Here is a 17,755-nt window from a genome sequence, read left to right on the forward strand (position 1 = left end):
GTCCGCTCTAGCGGCGGTGCGCCCCGGCAGCGCGCGTGCGCCGCGCGAAGTAGCGACCGTCGACGCGATCGAGGGTGATCGACTGGCTGAATGCCTCGGTCAGGTTCTCCGCCGTGATGACGTCGTCGACCAGGCCCTGAGCAACCACGCCGCCCTCCTTGAGGAGCAGTGCGTGGCTGAAGCCGGGCGGGATTTCCTCCACGTGGTGGGTGATCAGCACGGTCGCGGGAGCGTCGGGGTCGGCGGCCAGATCGGCCAACCGGGCTACCAATTCCTCGCGGCCACCGAGATCGAGGCCGGCAGCGGGCTCGTCCAGCAACAGCAGTTCGGGGTCGGTCATCAGGGCACGGGCGATCAGTACACGCTTGCGCTCACCCTCCGACAGGGTGCCGTAGGTCCGCGTCGCCAGATGCTCGGCCCCGAGGCTCTCGAGCATCTCGACGGCCCGTTCGGTGTCGATCGCGTCGTACTTCTCCCGCCAGCGCCCCAGCACGGAGTAGCCGGCGGACACGACCAGATCGGAGACCAGTTCGTCGGCAGGGATTCGGTGCGCCAACGAGGACGACGACAAGCCGATTCGAGGACGCAGTTCCGAGACATCGGTTCTGCCCATCACCTCACCGAGGACGTGAGCGACACCGGACGTGGGATGGATCTCGGCGGCAGCGATACGGAGCAGCGACGTCTTACCTGCACCGTTGGGCCCGAGTACGACCCACCGTTCGTCCAGTTCCACCTTCCAGGTGACGGGACCCACCAACGTCACGCCACCTCGGCGGACTACGACATCGGTGAAATCTACGAGCAGGTCGGGATCCGGTTCAGACACGGCTCCTATCCTCCCGCACACTCCCCGCGCAGACACGGCAGGATGTGCACGCGTGTCGCCCATTGACGATGTACCTCGCACCTCCCGCCGTCCCGTCGACGGGGTCACTCGCGTGAACCCGCCCGGGCAGCCGTTCCCCCTGGGTGCCACTGCGCATCCCACTGGTACGCAATTCGCAGTCCACGCTCCCGGTGCGGATGGCGTCGAGGTATGTCTGATCGACCCGGACGGCGGCGAGCGGCGCGTGGAGTTGACCAACCGGACTTTCGGCATCAGACATGCCTTCGTCCCCGACGTCGGGCCAGGCGTGCGGTACGGCTTTCGCGCGCACGGCATCTGGGATCCCCACTCGGGCCGACGATTCAACGGGGCCAAGATCCTGCTCGACCCGTCCGCCCGACAGGTGTCCGGTGACTTCGGGGATCCCGCGGCCCTGTTGGCCTACGAGGACGACCCGTTCGGAGCCCCCAGCAGTCGCGATTCCCTCGGCCACCTCCCGCTCGGCGTCGTCCGCGGACCGTCGGACAACGGCGACCGACCGGTGAGGCCTGCCGTTCCCTGGGACAGAACCGTGCTCTACGAATTGCACGTCGGGTCGTTCACCGCGCGCCACAACGGCGTACCCGAACACCTTCGTGGCACCTACCTCGGGCTCGCGCAACCGGCCGTACTCGAACACCTGGCTCGAACGGGCATCACGTCGGTCGAATTGCTGCCGGTCCACACCACGTTCACCGAACCCGGCGTGCGCGCTCGAGGGATGCGAAACCATTGGGGCTACTCCACGGGTGCGTACTTCGCTCCCGATCCGCGTTTCGCCGCCGTGCGAGGCAACGAAGTGGACGAGTTCCGGACGATGGTCGACGCGTTGCACAGCGCAGGGATCGAAGTGATCCTCGACGTGGTCTACAACCACACGTGTGAATCCGCGGTCGACGGGCCGTCGATCAGTTGGCGGGGTCTCGACGCGCCGGGGTACTACCTGCTCGACGGTCGCGGATCCGACGTCGACCTGACCGGTTGCGGCAACACACTCGATTCGGCGTCTCCCGCCGTGGTTCGCATGGTGTGCGACAGCCTGCGGTACTGGGTGCAGGACATGGGCGTGGACGGATTCCGATTCGACCTGGCCAGTACGCTCGGCCGACCGGGCGGTTGGCGATTCGATTCTCGTGCACCGCTGTTGACCGCGATCGGTACCGATCCGGTGCTGTCGGGCGTCAAGTTGATCGCCGAACCCTGGGATGCGACCGGTGCCGGATATCAGGTGGGCAACTTCGGGGTCATGTGGTCCGAGTGGAACGACCGCTACCGAGATACCGTACGAGGATTCTGGGCCGGCCATCACGGAGTGCGCGAATTGGCTTCCCGCCTGGCCGGTTCCGAGGACCTCTATGCCGGCAGCGGTCGACTGCCGTGGGCGTCGATCAATTTCGTCACCGCACACGACGGATTCACCGCACACGATCTGGTCTCGTACGAACGAAAGCACAACGAAGCCAACGGCGAAGAGAACAGAGACGGCACCGACAACAACTCCTCGGTCAACTACGGCGTCGAGGGTCCGACCGACGATCCCTCCGTCCTCGGAGACCGTGGACGACACGTCCGTGCCCTGCTTGCCACCCTGACGCTGTCGACCGGAACACCGATGCTGCTCGCAGGTGACGAACTCGGCCACAGCCAGGGCGGAAACAACAACGCCTACTGCGTATCTCACGATGCACCGGCATCCGACGCCTGGGCCGTCGACTGGAACAGCGCGGACCAGAACATGATTCGCTTCGTGGCGCGCCTGCTGCGCGTACGTGCGAGCGCCCCGACACTGCGTCAGCAGGAGTTCTTCACCGGCCGGGCGACGCCGACCGGTCGACCGGACCTCGTCTGGTTCGATTCCGCCGGAATCGAATTCGATCACGACAGATGGAACGACGATTCGGTGCGCACGATCTCCGCCTGGGTCGACGGGTCCGACGTGCGTTCCTACGCCTCCGACGGCGGGCAGGTGGACGACGCGAGTTCGTTGCTGATCTTGCATTCCGGCGGTCCCGCGGAGATCACGCTGGCCTGCCCCAGTTGGTCGTCGTCTCGATTCGTGCCCGTCCTCGATTCCTCTCGCGTGGACGGCGTCCCACCCGATACCACTGCACTGGAGGCAGGTTCGAAGATTTCGGTGACCGGCTCCACCGTTCTCGTGTTCCGCAGCGCCGGTAGGTGAGTCATGAACAGCTGCACGAGCGGTCCTACCCCGAGCGCGTAGAGCACCGTACCCACACCGAGAGTTCCGCCGAGCAGCCAGCCGGTGAGTACCACTGTCAGTTCGATTCCCGTGCGAGTGAGGCGAATCGACCATCCGGTGCGCGCCACCAACCCGGTCATCAAACCGTCTCGGGGGCCCGGGCCCATTCCCGCACCGATGTAGAGCGCCGTGGCGAAGGCATTGACGACGATGCCCGACACCATTGCCAGTGTCCGAACGATCGGCCCGTCCAGATGGGGCAGGATCGCCGACGTCGTATCCACGGCGACAGCGATGACGATCACGTTGCTCACGGTCCCCAAACCCGGACGCTGCCGCAGCGGTATCCACATCAGGAGCACCGCCACGCCGGTGATGGCAGTGATGGTTCCGAAGCTGAGCGACAGGTGCCGCGACAGACCTTGGTGGAACACATCCCAGGGGTTGACGCCGAGCCCACCGGCGATCATCAGCGACATGGACGCGCCGTACAGCCACAGCCCGACGTAGAGCGCCGTCAGGCGAGACGGGAGACGACGGCCGGCGACGCGTAGCGGTGAGAAAGGCATGGTGTCAGTGTCCGGCCACTGGATACCTCGTTCGATAGCCAGTTGCGCGACAGTGGACCCCCGGCCGATGCTGCGTTACGTCCGGACAGCGATCACGGTCGTCGAACCGGGAGCCACTTCGGTGAAACCAGCATCTCGGACTGCGACGGCGCGACCCGCGCGGACCTCGTCCAGCGCGAGCGTCCACTGCTCCGGATCCGCCGATCGAACCGAACAGGCGAAACCGGAATCGGCCCAGGCTCGACAGTCGTCGAGGCTCATCGCGCCGGCCAGCAACATCGACGCATGACCCACCTGCGCCGCGGCCTTGCCCACCGTCATCGACAGGGACGCGTCGATCCACAGCACCGGACCGGCGCTCGGCGGTGACTCTTCTTCGGCCGGTACGTCGGTGCCGCCGATCTGAAGACGCTTGATGCGCGGATCCAGATCGCCGACGCGACCCGGCACGAAAGCACGGGCCGAAGCGTTCCCGACCTCGACCGTGACACCCGGAACTTCCTGCGCCGCAGTCCATTGTGCGCCGCGGGCACGGCGGGCCACCTTCCTGATCCGCGCCGAGGTCCACACGACGAAAGGCTCGTGCCACGAGGCGTCGACACCGACCCGCGGGTCGAGGCACAGCGCCACGACGGCGCGGGCGGCGGCTTCGAGTAGGTCGTTGCGCACCGGCGGATCGGCCTTGGGTATGTGCAGCACCATGGGCATCGCCAGAACCTCCGACGGGTCCTCGGGATCCTCGGCACCGCCGTAGCCGCGGGCCAATTCGGCGTGACGCGAGGCGAACGTGTTGGCGTCCGAGAACTGCTCGGGTTCAGCCGTGTCGGACGTCGACCCGGCACGGTCCCGATCGACGGAGTCGCCGACGGCGGGGGCGTCGGTCATGGGATCGGGACGCGGCGGACTCCCCCGTCGACGGCATCCGCGGCTTCGATCTCGTTTCGGGTGACCCCGAGAATGAACAGGACGGCGTCCAAGTACGGGTGCGAGATCGCAGTATCGGCGATCTCGCGTAGCGCGGGCTTGGCGTTGAACGCAACGCCGAGCCCGGCCGCGGTGAGCATGTCGATGTCGTTGGCACCGTCGCCGACCGCGACCGTCTGCTCCATCGGCACTCCGGCTTGGGCGGCGAACTCCCGCAGTGCGGTCGCCTTCGCAGCACGGTCGACGACGTCGCCGATGACGCGACCGGTCAACTTCCCGTCGACGATCTCGAGTGTGTTGGCCTTCACATAGTCGAGTTCGAGTTCGTGAGCCAATCCCTCGATCACCTGGCGGAACCCACCCGATACGACACCGCAGGCGAAACCGAGACGCCGAAGCGTCCGGATGGTCGTTCGAGCCCCTGCCGTCAGCTCCAAGCTGTCGGCGACGTCGTCGATGACGGATGCGTCGAGGCCTGCCAGCGCGGCGACACGCTGTTCCAACGACTCCGCGAAGTCGATCTCCCCGCGCATCGCCGCCTCGGTGACGGCACGTACCTCGTCTTCGCGCCCGGCCCGGGCGGCAAGCATCTCGATGACCTCGCCCTGGACCAACGTCGAGTCCACGTCGAACACGATGAGTCGTTTCGACCTCCGTGCGATGCCGGCTCGTTCCACTGCGATGTCGACGCCGATTCCCGCTGCGATCGCGGCGAGGCCGGTGCGTAGCTGGAGGTCTGCCTCAGGCGAGGTGTCGGTGGCGGTGACCTGAAGTTCGAGGCCCGTCACCGGGTAGTCCGCGATCCCACGGATGGAATCGATGTTGGTCCCCTGCCGGGCCAATTCTCTCGAGATGGTGCTGAATGCTCGCGCGGTGACCGGACGGCCGAGCACGACGACGACATGCGTGGCCAGCGTGCGTCCACCGTTCTGTGCCGCGTCGATCTCGACATCGACATGGACGCCCACGGTGGCCATCGCGTCTTCGAGTTCTTCCTGGAGCGCCTCGGGATCGCGTGGACAGGTCAGCAACACACCGAGGGTCAGCCTGTTGCGGATGACCACCTGCTCCACGTCGAGCAGGCTGACGTCGTGCCGCGACAGGGCCGCGAACAGCACCGATGTGACACCTGGTTTGTCGGGTCCCGTCACCGTTACCAACACCGCAGTGTCGCTCGATCTCACCGAATCTCCCTTTCGCACTGTCCCCCCATTACTGGTGTGCCCTGCTCGTGTCCCGCGACTGCCGCCGAACGGGCCGGACGCGCAGGGAAGATTGTCGCAAGCGAAGAGCCCCGCCCGGTAGCCGGGAGGGGCTCTCGCTGTGCTGTGGACTACCGGGGATCCGGGTCGCCCGAACCTTCGTGATCGCTGGTCGCGATCGGAGCCCGGCGGGCCTGTTCGAGTACCGCGGTGGTCTTGCCACCATGAGCACCAGGACCGACGTGCGCCTCGGACCGCATCCGCTCGACCATGTGCGGGTAGTGCAGCTCGAACGCCGGACGCTCGGAACGAATCCGGGGCAGCTCGGTGAAGTTGTGCCTCGGGGGCGGGCACGAGGTGGCCCACTCCAGCGAGTTTCCGTAACCCCACGGATCGTCGACTGTGACGACCTCACCGTATCGGTACGACTTGAACACGTTCCAGACGAACGGCAGCGTCGAGGCACCGAGGATGAACGCACCGATGGTCGAGATGATGTTCAGTTCGGTGAAGCCGTCGGACGGCAGGTAGTCGGCGTAGCGACGCGGCATGCCTTCGTTACCGAGCCAGTGCTGCACCAGGAACGTGGCGTGGAATCCGAAGAACGTCAGCCAGAAGTGCCACTTGCCCAGAGCCTCGTCCATCATCCGGCCCGTCATCTTCGGGAACCAGAAGTAGATTCCTGCGTAGGTCGCGAACACCACGGTGCCGAACACCACGTAGTGGAAGTGGGCGACGACGAAGTACGTGTCGGTGACCTGGAAGTCGATGGGAGGCGAAGCCAACAGCACACCGGTCAGCCCGCCGAACACGAACGTGATCAGGAAGCCGATCGAGAACAGCATGGGCGTTTCGAGCGTGACCTGTCCGCGCCACATCGTGCCGACCCAGTTGAAGATCTTCACACCGGTCGGAACAGCGATGAGGAATGTCATGAACGAGAAGAACGGCAGCAGTACCGCGCCGGTGGCGTACATGTGGTGGGCCCACACGGCGATCGACAGTGCAGCGATGGCGATCGTCGCGTAGATCAGACCCGAGTAACCGAAGATCGGCTTGCGGGAGAACACCGGGAACACCTCGGACACGATTCCGAAGAACGGCAACGCGATGATGTAGACCTCGGGGTGCCCGAAGAACCAGAACAGGTGCTGCCACAGCAGCACTCCGCCCGTTGCCGGGTCGAAGAGATGCGCGCCCAGGTGGCGGTCGGCGGCAAGGCCGAGCAGTGCGGCGGTCAGCAGCGGGAACGCCAGCAGGATCAGAATCGACGTGACCAGGATGTTCCAGGTGAAGATGGGCATCCGGAACATCGTCATACCGGGAGCGCGAAGGCAGATCACGGTGGTGATCATGTTGACGCCACCGAGGATGGTTCCCAGACCGGCGACGGCGAGGCCCATGATCCACAGGTCGGCACCGACACCGGGCGAGTGCAGAGCAGAGGTGAGCGGCGTGTACGCCGTCCATCCGAAGTCGGCCGCGCCACCCGGGGTGATGAAGCCGGCCGTGGTGATCAGCGCACCGAACAGGTACAGCCAGTAGGAGAACGCGTTGAGACGCGGGAACGCCACGTCCGGCGCACCGATCTGCAGCGGAAGAATGTAGTTGGCGAAGCCGAACACGATCGGCGTTGCGTACAGCAGCAACATGATGGTGCCGTGCATCGTGAACAGCTGGTTGTACTGCTCGTTGGACAGGAACTGCATCCCCGGCACGGCCAACTCGGCGCGCATCAACAGCGCCATCAGTCCACCGACGAGGAAGAAGGCGAACGACGTCGCGATGTACATGATCCCGAGAACCTTGGGATCGGTTGTGGTCACCGCCTTGTGGATGAACGAACCCTTCGGTCCCATCCGCGGCGGGAAAGGCCGAGCAGCATCCACCGCGGGAGCGGGCCTAGGCGCTAGGGCAGTCACAGATCCTCCTGATTGCGCGTCCGACCCCGAATCACGAGGCGACGTCACTAGTCGTGCGCTACTCGAATCGTAGACCGTCGGACCGACGCTTGCCGAACCGGTCCTACCGTGTGTCGTATTGGATTCGATCGAACCATGGTTCGGGGGGCGATCTGCCTGCGCCGTCGGCCTTTACGAGCCCTCCGACACACCCTGGAACACCTCCCGAACAGATGGCCGGGAAGGGTCCGCGGCAGTGCTCTGCGCGAGGCGATTTCCGTTACTGTGTGAGACCACCCGACCCGCAGAAAGAAGTTCCGCGTTGCCACTTCGACCACGACTCCCCCGCCGGTTCGCGCCACACACCACGGGCACGGCGGCCGCTGTCTGTCTGATGGCAGCCGTGGCGTTGACCGGATGCTCCGACTCCGCGACCGAGGACGACGCATCCACCATCGTTCGCAGTACGACGAACATTGCCGGAGCGGGGGTGGTCGGTAACAACCGGGACACCGTCGGACTGTGTCCCGCACTTGCCCCACTCGACCCGACGGGAGTCGAGGGCGATACGCGCCCCGTCGGGCACGCCGAGGGAATCAGTGCCATCCCGGCCGATCCACAGCGCATCGTCGTCCTCGACGCTGCAGGCCTCGACGCCAGCTGCGCGGTCGGGATCTGGGAACGCGTCGTCGGCGCTGCCACGCTCGACCCCGACTTCCGGGGAGACGGAGACCAACCGCTGTACCTGGGTACCGGCCTGGCGTCGGTTCCGTCGGTCGGCCCGGTCGGTGCCCCCGACCTCGATGCGATCGCCGCCCTCGACCCGGACCTGATCCTGGGGGCCGATTCTCTCGGATCCGATACCTACGATTCGCTGACTGCCATCGCGCCGACCGTGTTCACCGCGACCGGACAAGGATGGAAAGACACTTTTCTGCAGTCCGCAGCCGCCTTGGGTCGAGGCCAGGCAGGATTCGACCAGCTCGCGTCGTTCTCCGCGGATGCCGAACGCGTCGGACGCGAGATCGACGCGACCCAGACGCAGGCGTCGGTCGTCCGATTCGATGCCGACTCCATCGAGGTCGACGGTCTGGACTCGTTCGCGGGCCAGGTGCTTGCCGAGGTCGGCGTGGGGCGGCCACAGAATCAGCGTGACGGTGGTTTCTCGGTCGAGTCCGGGAACCTGGAGCCCGTCGAGGGAGACATCGTCTACGCGCGATTCGCGGGCCCGGACGGCGAGACCTTCGGCCGTGAGGTGATGGACGGCGACGCGTGGCACGCTCTCGGCTCGGTCACCGACGGGCGGGTGTTCGTGGTGAACGACACGGTCTGGTCGGGCAGCGGGGTCGTCGCGGCGCGGGCCGTTCTGGCCGACCTGTCCGCTTCTCTGAACGCCTACGTGTCCTGACGCGATGCCTATCCCGGACTTCGTTCAGGCGCTGCGCAGCGTCGTCGGTACGTCACCGCTCTGGTTGTCCGGTGTCAGTGCTGTCGTTCTCGACGACGATCGGCGCGTGCTGCTGACTCTGCGGGCAGACAACAACACCTGGGCCGTGGTCTCCGGAATCCTCGAGCCCGGCGAGGAACCTGCACCCGCCGCGCTGCGTGAGATCGGTGAGGAGACCGGTGTGGACGCCACGATCGTGCGCCTGACGAGCGTCGACGTGACAGAGCCCATCACCTACCCCAACGGCGACGTCGCGCAATATCTGGACATCACGTTCCTCGCTCGCCACACCGGCGGCACTCCTCATGTCGCCGACGACGAGAACCTCGACGTGGCCTGGTTCGAACTCGATGGCCTACCCGAAAACCTCACGGCCACTTCGCGATTGCGAATCGAGAAAGCCATCGCCGACGACCCGTCGGCATGGTTTCGACGCTGACTCCCCTGCCGCACCGAGTACACAGCTCCACCGAACCGTCCCTGTTTCGATTCGTAATGTGATATCACTTTACTATCAACATCGAGAGGGAGGTTCTCATGTCCGCACCCGCTACCGTCGCCGAGAAGCCGACGGGTACACCGACCACGACCATCGCCGAGCGCACCGGCTGGGATCTGCCGGGCTGGTCGATGCTCGGCGTCGGTCTCGCGCTGTTTCTCGGCGGAATCGCCGCGTTCGCTCTCGGACTGGTCTTCTCCGTGGTGGGGCTCACGGTCGTCGGAGTCGTCCTGTTCGTGCTCTCGCTGCCGGCACTCATGGGATTGACTCTGGTGCAACCGAATCAAGCTCGCGTTCTGCAGCTACTCGGCAGTTCGTACAGCGGGACGCTGCGTACACCGGGGCTGCGCTGGACCAATCCGTTGACGTACCGCAGGGCCATCTCGACGCGAATTCGCAACCACGAGACCGGCCAATCGAAGGTCAACGACGCCGACGGCAATCCGATCGAGATCTCTGCCATCGTCGTCTGGCAGGTTGCCGATACCGCCCTGGCGTCCTTCCAGGTCGACGATTACGAGGAGTTCGTCGCCGTCCAGACCGAATCGGCCGTCCGTCATATCGCCGGTAGCTACCCGTACGACGCCGAAGGACGAATGTCGTTGCGCGAGAACGCCGACGAGATCACCGCCGCCATGTCGGAGGAAGTACACGCGCGGGTGCGATCGGCCGGCGTCGAGGTGATCGAGACCCGCATCAACCGTCTTGCCTATGCTCCGGAGATCGCGCAGGCCATGCTGCGACGCCAGCAGGCCGGAGCTGTCATCGCAGCGCGTCAGCAGATCGTCGAAGGTGCGGTGGGAATGGTGGAGATGGCACTCTCGAAGCTCGAGGAGAAACACGTCGTGGAACTCGACGAGGAGCGGAAAGCGGCCATGGTGTCGAATCTGCTCGTCGTGTTGTGCAGCGATCGCGATACCCAGCCCGTCGTCAACACCGGATCGCTGTACCAGTGAGCCATGGCCGTCGAGCGTAAGAAAATTCTGCTTCGGCTGGACCCAGCGGTGCACGACGCTCTTGCCCGCTGGGCCTCCGACGAGCTCCGAAGCACCAACGCTCAGATCGAGTTCCTACTGCGTCGAGCACTGAGCGAGCAGGGCCGAATGCCGAAGGAGGCCAAAGACATTCGCGCGCCGGGCCGCCCACCGAAGGAGTGAGCGGCCCGGCGCGAGGATGGGTTTCTAGAAGTCCCAGTCCTCGTCTTCGGTGTTGACGGCCTTTCCGATGACGTACGAGGATCCCGAGCCGGAGAAGAAGTCGTGGTTCTCGTCGGCGTTGGGTGACAGTGCCGACAGAATTGCCGGATTCACATCCGTCTCGTCCTTGGGGAACAGACCCTCGTAGCCGAGGTTGTTCAGTGCCTTGTTGGCGTTGTAGCGCAGGAACTTCTTGACGTCCTCGGTCAGACCGATCTCGTCGTACAGATCCTGGGTGTACTCGACCTCGTTGTCGTACAACTCGAACAGCAACTCGAACGTGTAGTTCTTGAGTTCCTCGCGCCGCTCCTCGCTGACCTTCTCGAGACCCTTCTGGTACTTGTATCCGATGTAGTACCCGTGGACGGCCTCGTCGCGAATGATCAGCCTGATCAGGTCCGCCGTGTTGGTCAGCTTGGCCCGTGAGGACCAGTACATCGGCAGGTAGAAGCCGGAGTAGAAGAGGAACGACTCGAGCAGAGTCGACGCCACCTTGCGCTTGAGCGGGTCGTCACCGTGGTAGAAGTTCAGCACGATCTCGGCCTTGCGCTGAAGGTTGACGTTCTCCTCGGACCAGCGGAACGCATCGTCGATGTCGCGGGTGGAGCTGAGGGTGGAGAAGATGGAGCTGTAGCTCTTCGCGTGCACCGACTCCATGAACGCGATGTTGGTGTACACCGCCTCCTCGTGCGGAGTGATGGCGTCGGGAATGAGGCTGACGGCACCGACCGTCCCCTGAATCGTGTCCAGCAGGGTCAGTCCAGTGAACACGCGCATCGTCAGCTGCTTCTCGACGGCGGTCAGAGTGGCCCACGACGGGATGTCATTGGACACCGGCACCTTCTCGGGCAGCCAGAAATTACTGGTGAGACGCTCCCAGACTTCGGAGTCCTTGTCGTCCTGGACCCGATTCCAGTTGATTGCGGAAACGCGATCGATCAGCTTCACCATGTGTCCTATCTACCGAGAGAATCTGCCGAATATTGGCTTGCTTGAACACTACCCGTTGTGTCCGACATCAATAGCTAACACAAGATCTGTGTCGTGCGCGTTTTGCGTACCTGGAGGGGCGCACAACGCGCACGACGTGAGTTCGCCCTCCCAGCCCTCACGTCGAAGAACCTGCGCCACGTCTCCTGCGACGCCGCACGGATCGCTGCTGACCTCCTCGTACCCGAAAACGAGTCGCGCACGCCCGGCGAGTTCCGAAGCATTGTCACGTCGCCGATCGCGGAATGCGACCTCTTGCATCGAATGGAACCGACGACCGTCCAGGCGCACGGTCAGCGTACGAGATCCAACTCGGTTCACGACGTCCTCGTAGAGTGTCCGCCCGTCGACCTTTATCTCGCTCTGCCGTTCGGCAGCAGGGAGCCCGTGAGCCTCTTCGACGTTGGTCGCATATTCGAGTTCGAGAACAGACTGAACGCCGTTCGCGAGCAAGTCGACGGCTTCGGTCAGCGCTGTGAGATACCGGTACGGCCTGCGGACAGCGATCTGCTTCCGAACGTCCGTCAATCGAATTCGCCGCTGAGTCACCGACGACACCAAGCTGTGGAAAGCCTGCCTCGGCGTAGGTTCCGACACCGCCAGATCGAGTGCAGTGTCCACCAGCGTCGTTCGCGGCATATCCCCTGGTACGCCGATGTGCCGGTGCGCACGAGATCGGTGCACCACCACTCCGGGATGCAGCGATAGTCCGATGCCCGCCACCAGCCTCGTTCCGACCCTGGGGACCGAGCGCAGCGTCGGGCGCTGATTGCATGCGGACTTTCCGTACGGCACGGTGACGTGGACGGCCGAATCGGGATCGGGCCGTCGCAATCCCCATTCTTCGGCTGCGGAGCGGTGGCTCAGCATTGCGTGCCCACCTCCGTACAGAAGCGCTGCCATCAGGATCCGATCCCGAGTCAACGGCCCGGTGAAGATCGAGTAGACGCCGCGCAGAACAACTATCCACGCGCCACTCTCCACTAGCTTGCGGACTCGATTTCGGCTGTACCCCAACTTCGTGACCTGCGACTGCGTGAACAGCCCCCACTGCGTGTCGATCAGAACCTGAAGTTCTCGACCGTCCCCCCGACCATGTTCCATGGCCGGCCATCCTGCCCAGTGGGTACGACAACTTCCGTCGTGCGCGTTTTGCGCCCCTCCAGGTACGCAAAACGCGCACGACGGCGAAGCCCTACAGCATGCAGGAAACGCAGCCCTCGACCTCGGTGCCCTCGAGGGCCATCTGACGCAGACGGATGTAGTACAGCGTCTTGATGCCCTTGCGCCATGCGTAGATCTGCGCGCGGTTGATGTCTCGGGTGGTGGCGGTGTCCTTGAAGAACAGCGTCAACGACAGGCCCTGATCGACGTGTTGCGTTGCGGCAGCGTAGGTGTCGATGATCTTCTCGTAGCCGATCTCGTACGCGTCCTGGTAGTAATCCAGGTTGTCGTTGTCGAGGTACGGTGCCGGGTAGTAGACGCGGCCGATCTTGCCTTCCTTGCGGATCTCGATCTTCGACGCCACCGGGTGAATCGACGAGGTGGAGTTGTTGATGTACGAGATCGAGCCGGTCGGCGGAACGGCCTGCAGGTTCTGGTTGTAGATTCCGTACTCCTGCACCGACGCCTTCAGTGCGGCCCAGTCGGCCTGGGTCGGGATGGCGACGTCGGAGTCGGCGAACAACTTCGCGACCTTCGGTGTCGCAGGCTCCCACACCTGGTCGGTGTACTTGTCGAAGAACTCTCCCGACGCGTACTTGGAATCCGGGAAACCCTTGAAGTACTGGCCGCGAGCCTTGGCCAGCTGATTCGACGCCTGGATGGCGTGGAACAACACCGTGTAGAAGTAGATGTTGGTGAAGTCGATTCCCTCGGTCGAGCCGTAGTGAATGCGCTCGCGGGCGAGGTAGCCGTGCAGGTTCATCTGACCCAGGCCGATCGCGTGAGAGTCGTTGTTGCCCTGCTCGATCGACGGTACCGAGAAGATGTGGGTCTGATCCGACACCGCAGTCAGACCACGGATCGCCACCGCGATGGTCTTACCGAAATCGGGCGAATCCATCGTCTTGGCAATGTTCAGCGAGCCCAGGTTGCACGAGATGTCCTTGCCCACATGGCTGTACGAGAGGTCGTCGTTGAACGTCGACGGCGTCGAGACCTGGAGAATCTCCGAGCACAGGTTGGAGTGAGTGATCTTGCCCTTCACCGGGTTCGCACGATTGACGGTGTCCTCGTACATGATGTACGGGTAGCCGGACTCGAACTGCAGCTCGGCGAGAGTCTGGAAGAATTCACGCGACTTGATCTTGGTCTTGCGAATCCTCTTGTCGTCGACCATCTCGTAGTACTTCTCCGAGACATTGATGTCGGCGAACGGCACTCCGTAGATGCGCTCGACGTCGTACGGCGAGAACAGGTACATGTCCTCGTTCTTCTTCGCCAGCTCGAACGTGATGTCCGGGATGACGATGCCGAGGGACAGCGTCTTGATGCGGATCTTTTCGTCGGCGTTCTCACGCTTGGTGTCGAGGAACTTGTACACGTCGGGGTGGTGCGCGTGCAGGTACACCGCGCCCGCGCCCTGGCGTGCCCCGAGCTGGTTGGCGTACGAGAACGAATCCTCGAGCAGCTTCATGATCGGGATGACACCGGACGACTGGTTCTCGATCCGCTTGATCGGCGCACCTGCTTCGCGAATGTTGCTCAGCAGCAATGCAACTCCGCCGCCGCGCTTGGACAGCTGCAACGCGGAGTTGATGGATCGTCCGATGGACTCCATGTTGTCTTCGATGCGGAGCAGGAAGCACGAGACGGGCTCGCCGCGCTGCTTCTTGCCCGAGTTGAGGAAGGTGGGCGTCGCGGGCTGGAATCGGCCGGCGATGATCTCGTCCACGAGATCGGTGGCCAGGGCTTCGTCACCGGCCGCCAGCGTCAATGCCACCATGCACACACGGTCCTCGAAGCGTTCGAGGTAGCGCTTACCGTCGAACGTCTTGAGCGTGTAGGAGGTGTAGTACTTGAACGCACCGAGGAAGGTCGGGAATCGAAACTTCTTCGAGTACGCGTGGTTGATCAGGAACTTCACGAACTCACGTGAGTACTGGTCCAGAACCTCGGGCTCGTAGTAGTTCTCCTCGACCAGGTAGTCCAGCTTCTCGTCCAGGTCGTGGAAGAACACGGTGTTCTGGTTGACGTGCTGCAGGAAGTACTGATTGGCAGCTTCGCGGTCCTTCTCGAACTGGATCTCACCGTTGGGCCCGTAGAGATTGAGCATCGCGTTGAGCGCGTGATAGTCCATGTCACCGTCGCTGCGAACGGTCGCGGGTGCGGGTGCTGCGTCGGTGATGGTCGGTGCCACGGCGGTGCTCCTACTGGTCTGTGGTGGTTGATGCTCAGTGCGTGTGGGCAGCGCGACGGACTTCCCGTTCCCAGAAGTCTTCGAGTCCCTCGCGGACTCGCACTACGTCCTCGGGGGTGCCCATCAATTCGAAGCGGTAGAGATACGGAACCGCGCATTTCTGCGAGATGACGTCTCCGGCAAAGCAGAAGGAGTCACCGAAATTGGTGTTTCCGGCAGCGATGACGGCTCTGATCAACGATCGATTGTGCTTGTCGTTGAGAAACTTGATCACACGCTTGGGGACGTAGTTGGTGTCGCGGCCGGCGTACGTCGTTCCTCCGCCGTACGTCGGCACGATCAGGACGTAGGGAGAGTCGACGCGAAACGTGCCGTCCGGATCTCGTAAGGGAATGCGCGTCGCGGGGATATCCAACTTCGATACGAAACGGTGCGTGTTCTCCGACGCGCTGGAGAAGTAGACGAGTGAGTTCGAGGACTGCTGTTGTGAACTCACCGCTCACTCACTTTCTCGATCTGTTCAAGCAGCGTTCGTCGCGAGGGTCTTGATGCGATCCGGGCGGAAACCGGACCAGTGGTCGTCACCGGCGACTACGACGGGGGCCTGCAGGTAACCGAGCGCCATGACGTAGTCACGTGCCTCGGGGTCCTGCGAGATGTCGATGACGGAGTACTCGATACCCGCTTTGTCGAGGGCGCGGTAGGTGGCATTGCACTGGACGCAGGCGGGCTTGGTGTAAACGGTGATGCTCATGGTGTCCCTCTTTCCGTTGTCGCCGTCGGGTGCACCGATGGCGACGATGTGCTCTGCGTGTGGCACCGAGAACATCTCCCGCTCAGGGCGACTGCGACCTGCTCGAACCCACGTCGTTCGGGCTCTTCGAGTTGTGGTCTCTCGGCGGGTCAAACACTACACCTAGTGTCCCCCATCTGCCTAGAACACGAGATGTTGCGAACAACATGCGTGGTATTCGCTGGTCACGGCCGTGCGACCGACGCTCGTCCACCCCACATCGGCGTGTCGGACGTCACAAAACGAGGTGTCTTTCGTCACTACCGACCGTCGCCCCGACAGTGACGATCACCGAAGACACCCGCGCACGACGACGGCCCCTCGGAATTGCTCCGAGGGGCCGTCACGTGGATCACGCGAGTGTCAGCGTTGACGCGCCTTGAACCGCGGCTCCTTCTTGTTGATCACGAACACGACCCCATGGCGGCGAACCACCTGGGCGCCGGGCTTGTTCTTGAGCGATTTCAGAGAATTTCTCACCTTCATGAGACCAGGCTACATGAAAACGATTCCCGATACTATCAAGCGGTCACGCGCTGATGAGTTCCTTCGACGCCTTGACCAACTCGGCCACGACATGGCCGATCTCACCGGACACCTCGGCGTTCTCACGCGGGTGGGCGGCCCCGAACTTGTCGATGGTGCCGCCGATGGAGAGCTGGACGTCCTCGAGTACGGATCCGCCGGCGATGCGGACGGCCTTGCTCGTGTCCTCGTGGGCCCACTTGGCCCCGTTGCCGCTCGGCGATGCGCTGATGACCACGACCGGCTTGCCCACCATGGCACCGGCACCGTAGGGACGTGAGAGCCAGTCGATGGCGTTCTTCAGCACGGCCGGAATGGTGCCGTTGTATTCGGGCGTGACCAACAGCAGCGCAGAAGCCTTCTCGGCAGCGGCGCGCAGAGCGAGGGCGGCCGCAGGCACGGAGCCATCGACGTCGATGTCCTCGTTGTAGAAGGGAACGTCGCCCAGCCCGTCGTAGACCACGATCTCGGCATCGGCCGGTGCGACGGTGACTGCAGTCTCGGCAATCTGCTTGTTCACCGATTCGGCGCGCAGGCTTCCGACGAGAACGAGTACGTGTGCGTCTGACATGAAATCTTCCTTCGAAAGTTCGGATGACGTGATCGTCGTGTCAATTCATACCATCCAAACGGACCGCGGTCCACTTGTATTCCTCAGCGAGGTACCCTGAACAGGTGACCGGTCCGATGCTGCCCGTAGTAGGCGAAGACTCCGAACGCTGTGACGCTGCCCGCAACCGCCGGCTGCTCCTCGACGCCGCGACGGAGCTGGTGGCGACCCTCGGTGCCGACGCCGTCACCATGGAGGCCGTGGCAACGAGGGCCGGCGTCGGCAAAGGCACCGTGTTCCGGCGCTTCGGCAACCGCGCCGGGTTGATGCGAGCCCTGTTGGATCACACCGAGAAGATGTTGCAGAGCTCGTTCATGTTCGGCGAACCGCCGCTCGGGCCCGGTGCCGATCCCATCGACCGCCTCGTCGCGTTCGGTCGGGCACGGCTGGAGTTCGTCAGGGTTCAGGGTGAGGTGCTGCGGGCCGCGGAAAGCTCGGCCGACGCTCGGTATTCGGCTCCGGCGCACATGGTCAATTTCACACACGTTCTGTCTTTGCTCCGTGCAGCCGGCGTGGAGGGAGACCTGGAACTTCTCACCTATTGGCTGCTCACCCCCCTGGAAGCCACGTTGGTGCTGCACCAGTACCGAGACCTCGGAATGACGATGGATCGTCTGGCCGACGGGTGGGAAGATCTGGTGCGCAGAGCAACTCGCGTCCCATAGCGGTT

General features: G+C 63.8%; 17 protein-coding genes and 1 pseudogene. 6 read left to right on the forward strand and 12 right to left on the reverse strand.

Annotated elements, in window-relative coordinates; translation table 11 throughout:
• Nucleotides 1-7 precede the first annotated feature (7 nt).
• The gene (locus CH281_RS20890) at nucleotides 8-829 is read right to left on the reverse strand and encodes an ABC transporter ATP-binding protein (protein WP_027496614.1); all 822 of its coding nucleotides are present in this window, start codon (nucleotides 827-829) and stop codon (nucleotides 8-10) included.
• A gap of 61 nt (nucleotides 830-890) precedes the next feature.
• Here CH281_RS20890 and glgX point away from each other — a divergent pair, with 61 nt between their 5' ends.
• On the forward strand, nucleotides 891-3,047 hold the full coding sequence (gene glgX, locus CH281_RS20895) for a glycogen debranching protein GlgX (protein ID WP_094695492.1): 2,157 nt from the start codon (nucleotides 891-893) through the stop codon (nucleotides 3,045-3,047).
• A gap of 11 nt (nucleotides 3,048-3,058) precedes the next feature.
• Here the strand turns inward: glgX and yczE are convergent.
• The 4 genes and pseudogenes from yczE to ctaD form a co-directional block, all read right to left on the reverse strand.
• A pseudogene (gene yczE, locus CH281_RS27615) lies at nucleotides 3,059-3,637 on the reverse strand (membrane protein YczE); the annotation flags it as partial.
• Nucleotides 3,638-3,712: 75 nt separating this feature from the next.
• Entirely contained in the window at nucleotides 3,713-4,522 is an 810-nt protein-coding gene (locus CH281_RS20905; RefSeq protein WP_094695459.1) for an aminoacyl-tRNA hydrolase, read from the reverse strand.
• Entirely contained in the window at nucleotides 4,519-5,745 is a 1,227-nt protein-coding gene (gene serB, locus CH281_RS20910; RefSeq protein ID WP_027496610.1) for a phosphoserine phosphatase SerB, read from the reverse strand. The genes CH281_RS20905 and serB overlap by 4 nt, the downstream gene beginning before the upstream one ends.
• 149 nt (nucleotides 5,746-5,894) lie before the next feature.
• Nucleotides 5,895-7,685 carry an aa3-type cytochrome oxidase subunit I gene (gene ctaD, locus CH281_RS20915; RefSeq protein WP_027496609.1) on the reverse strand — a complete coding sequence of 597 codons (1,791 nt, stop codon included), beginning with the start codon at nucleotides 7,683-7,685 and terminating at the stop codon, nucleotides 5,895-5,897.
• Between the two features lie 373 nt (nucleotides 7,686-8,058).
• Between ctaD and CH281_RS20920 the strand changes: the two genes are divergently transcribed.
• The 4 genes from CH281_RS20920 to CH281_RS20935 all read left to right on the forward strand — a co-directional run bounded on the left by CH281_RS20920 (nucleotide 8,059) and on the right by CH281_RS20935 (nucleotide 10,767).
• Nucleotides 8,059-9,072 (forward strand): iron-siderophore ABC transporter substrate-binding protein, encoded by a 1,014-nt coding sequence (locus CH281_RS20920; RefSeq protein ID WP_094695460.1) that lies wholly within the window; start codon nucleotides 8,059-8,061, stop codon nucleotides 9,070-9,072.
• Between the two features lie 4 nt (nucleotides 9,073-9,076).
• Nucleotides 9,077-9,550 (forward strand): NUDIX hydrolase, encoded by a 474-nt coding sequence (locus CH281_RS20925; RefSeq protein ID WP_094695461.1) that lies wholly within the window; start codon nucleotides 9,077-9,079, stop codon nucleotides 9,548-9,550.
• 98 nt (nucleotides 9,551-9,648) lie between these two features.
• Nucleotides 9,649-10,566, forward strand: a complete 918-nt coding sequence (locus CH281_RS20930; protein WP_027496606.1) for an SPFH domain-containing protein — start codon at nucleotides 9,649-9,651, stop codon at nucleotides 10,564-10,566.
• A gap of 3 nt (nucleotides 10,567-10,569) precedes the next feature.
• A complete protein-coding gene (locus CH281_RS20935) occupies nucleotides 10,570-10,767 on the forward strand; it encodes a hypothetical protein (RefSeq protein ID WP_027496605.1) in 198 nt (65 codons plus the stop codon).
• Nucleotides 10,768-10,791: 24 nt separating this feature from the next.
• On the opposite strand, the gene nrdF is transcribed toward CH281_RS20935, so the two are convergent.
• From nrdF to CH281_RS20970, 7 genes are all read right to left on the reverse strand, one after another.
• Nucleotides 10,792-11,757 carry a class 1b ribonucleoside-diphosphate reductase subunit beta gene (gene nrdF, locus CH281_RS20940; protein ID WP_027496604.1) on the reverse strand — a complete coding sequence of 322 codons (966 nt, stop codon included), beginning with the start codon at nucleotides 11,755-11,757 and terminating at the stop codon, nucleotides 10,792-10,794.
• 48 nt (nucleotides 11,758-11,805) lie between these two features.
• The gene (locus tag CH281_RS20945) at nucleotides 11,806-12,900 is read right to left on the reverse strand and encodes a type IV toxin-antitoxin system AbiEi family antitoxin domain-containing protein (protein WP_094695462.1); all 1,095 of its coding nucleotides are present in this window, start codon (nucleotides 12,898-12,900) and stop codon (nucleotides 11,806-11,808) included.
• A gap of 91 nt (nucleotides 12,901-12,991) precedes the next feature.
• Nucleotides 12,992-15,157, reverse strand: a complete 2,166-nt coding sequence (nrdE, locus tag CH281_RS20950) for a class 1b ribonucleoside-diphosphate reductase subunit alpha (protein WP_032370748.1) — start codon at nucleotides 15,155-15,157, stop codon at nucleotides 12,992-12,994.
• A 34-nt stretch (nucleotides 15,158-15,191) separates the two neighbouring features.
• On the reverse strand, nucleotides 15,192-15,653 hold the full coding sequence (gene nrdI / locus CH281_RS20955) for a class Ib ribonucleoside-diphosphate reductase assembly flavoprotein NrdI (RefSeq protein WP_027496602.1): 462 nt from the start codon (nucleotides 15,651-15,653) through the stop codon (nucleotides 15,192-15,194).
• A gap of 24 nt (nucleotides 15,654-15,677) precedes the next feature.
• A complete protein-coding gene (locus CH281_RS20960) occupies nucleotides 15,678-15,911 on the reverse strand; it encodes a redoxin NrdH (protein WP_027496601.1) in 234 nt (77 codons plus the stop codon).
• A gap of 402 nt (nucleotides 15,912-16,313) precedes the next feature.
• Nucleotides 16,314-16,436 (reverse strand): type B 50S ribosomal protein L36, encoded by a 123-nt coding sequence (gene ykgO, locus CH281_RS20965; protein WP_027496600.1) that lies wholly within the window; start codon nucleotides 16,434-16,436, stop codon nucleotides 16,314-16,316.
• A 43-nt stretch (nucleotides 16,437-16,479) separates the two neighbouring features.
• Nucleotides 16,480-17,046 (reverse strand): NAD(P)H-dependent oxidoreductase, encoded by a 567-nt coding sequence (locus tag CH281_RS20970; RefSeq protein WP_027496599.1) that lies wholly within the window; start codon nucleotides 17,044-17,046, stop codon nucleotides 16,480-16,482.
• 104 nt (nucleotides 17,047-17,150) lie between these two features.
• Here CH281_RS20970 and CH281_RS20975 point away from each other — a divergent pair, with 104 nt between their 5' ends.
• Nucleotides 17,151-17,750 carry a TetR/AcrR family transcriptional regulator gene (locus tag CH281_RS20975; protein ID WP_027496598.1) on the forward strand — a complete coding sequence of 200 codons (600 nt, stop codon included), beginning with the start codon at nucleotides 17,151-17,153 and terminating at the stop codon, nucleotides 17,748-17,750.
• Nucleotides 17,751-17,755: the final 5 nt, after the last annotated feature.

The organism is Rhodococcus sp. 06-221-2 (assembly GCF_002258365.1).
Lineage (GTDB): Bacteria > Actinomycetota > Actinomycetes > Mycobacteriales > Mycobacteriaceae > Rhodococcoides > Rhodococcoides fascians.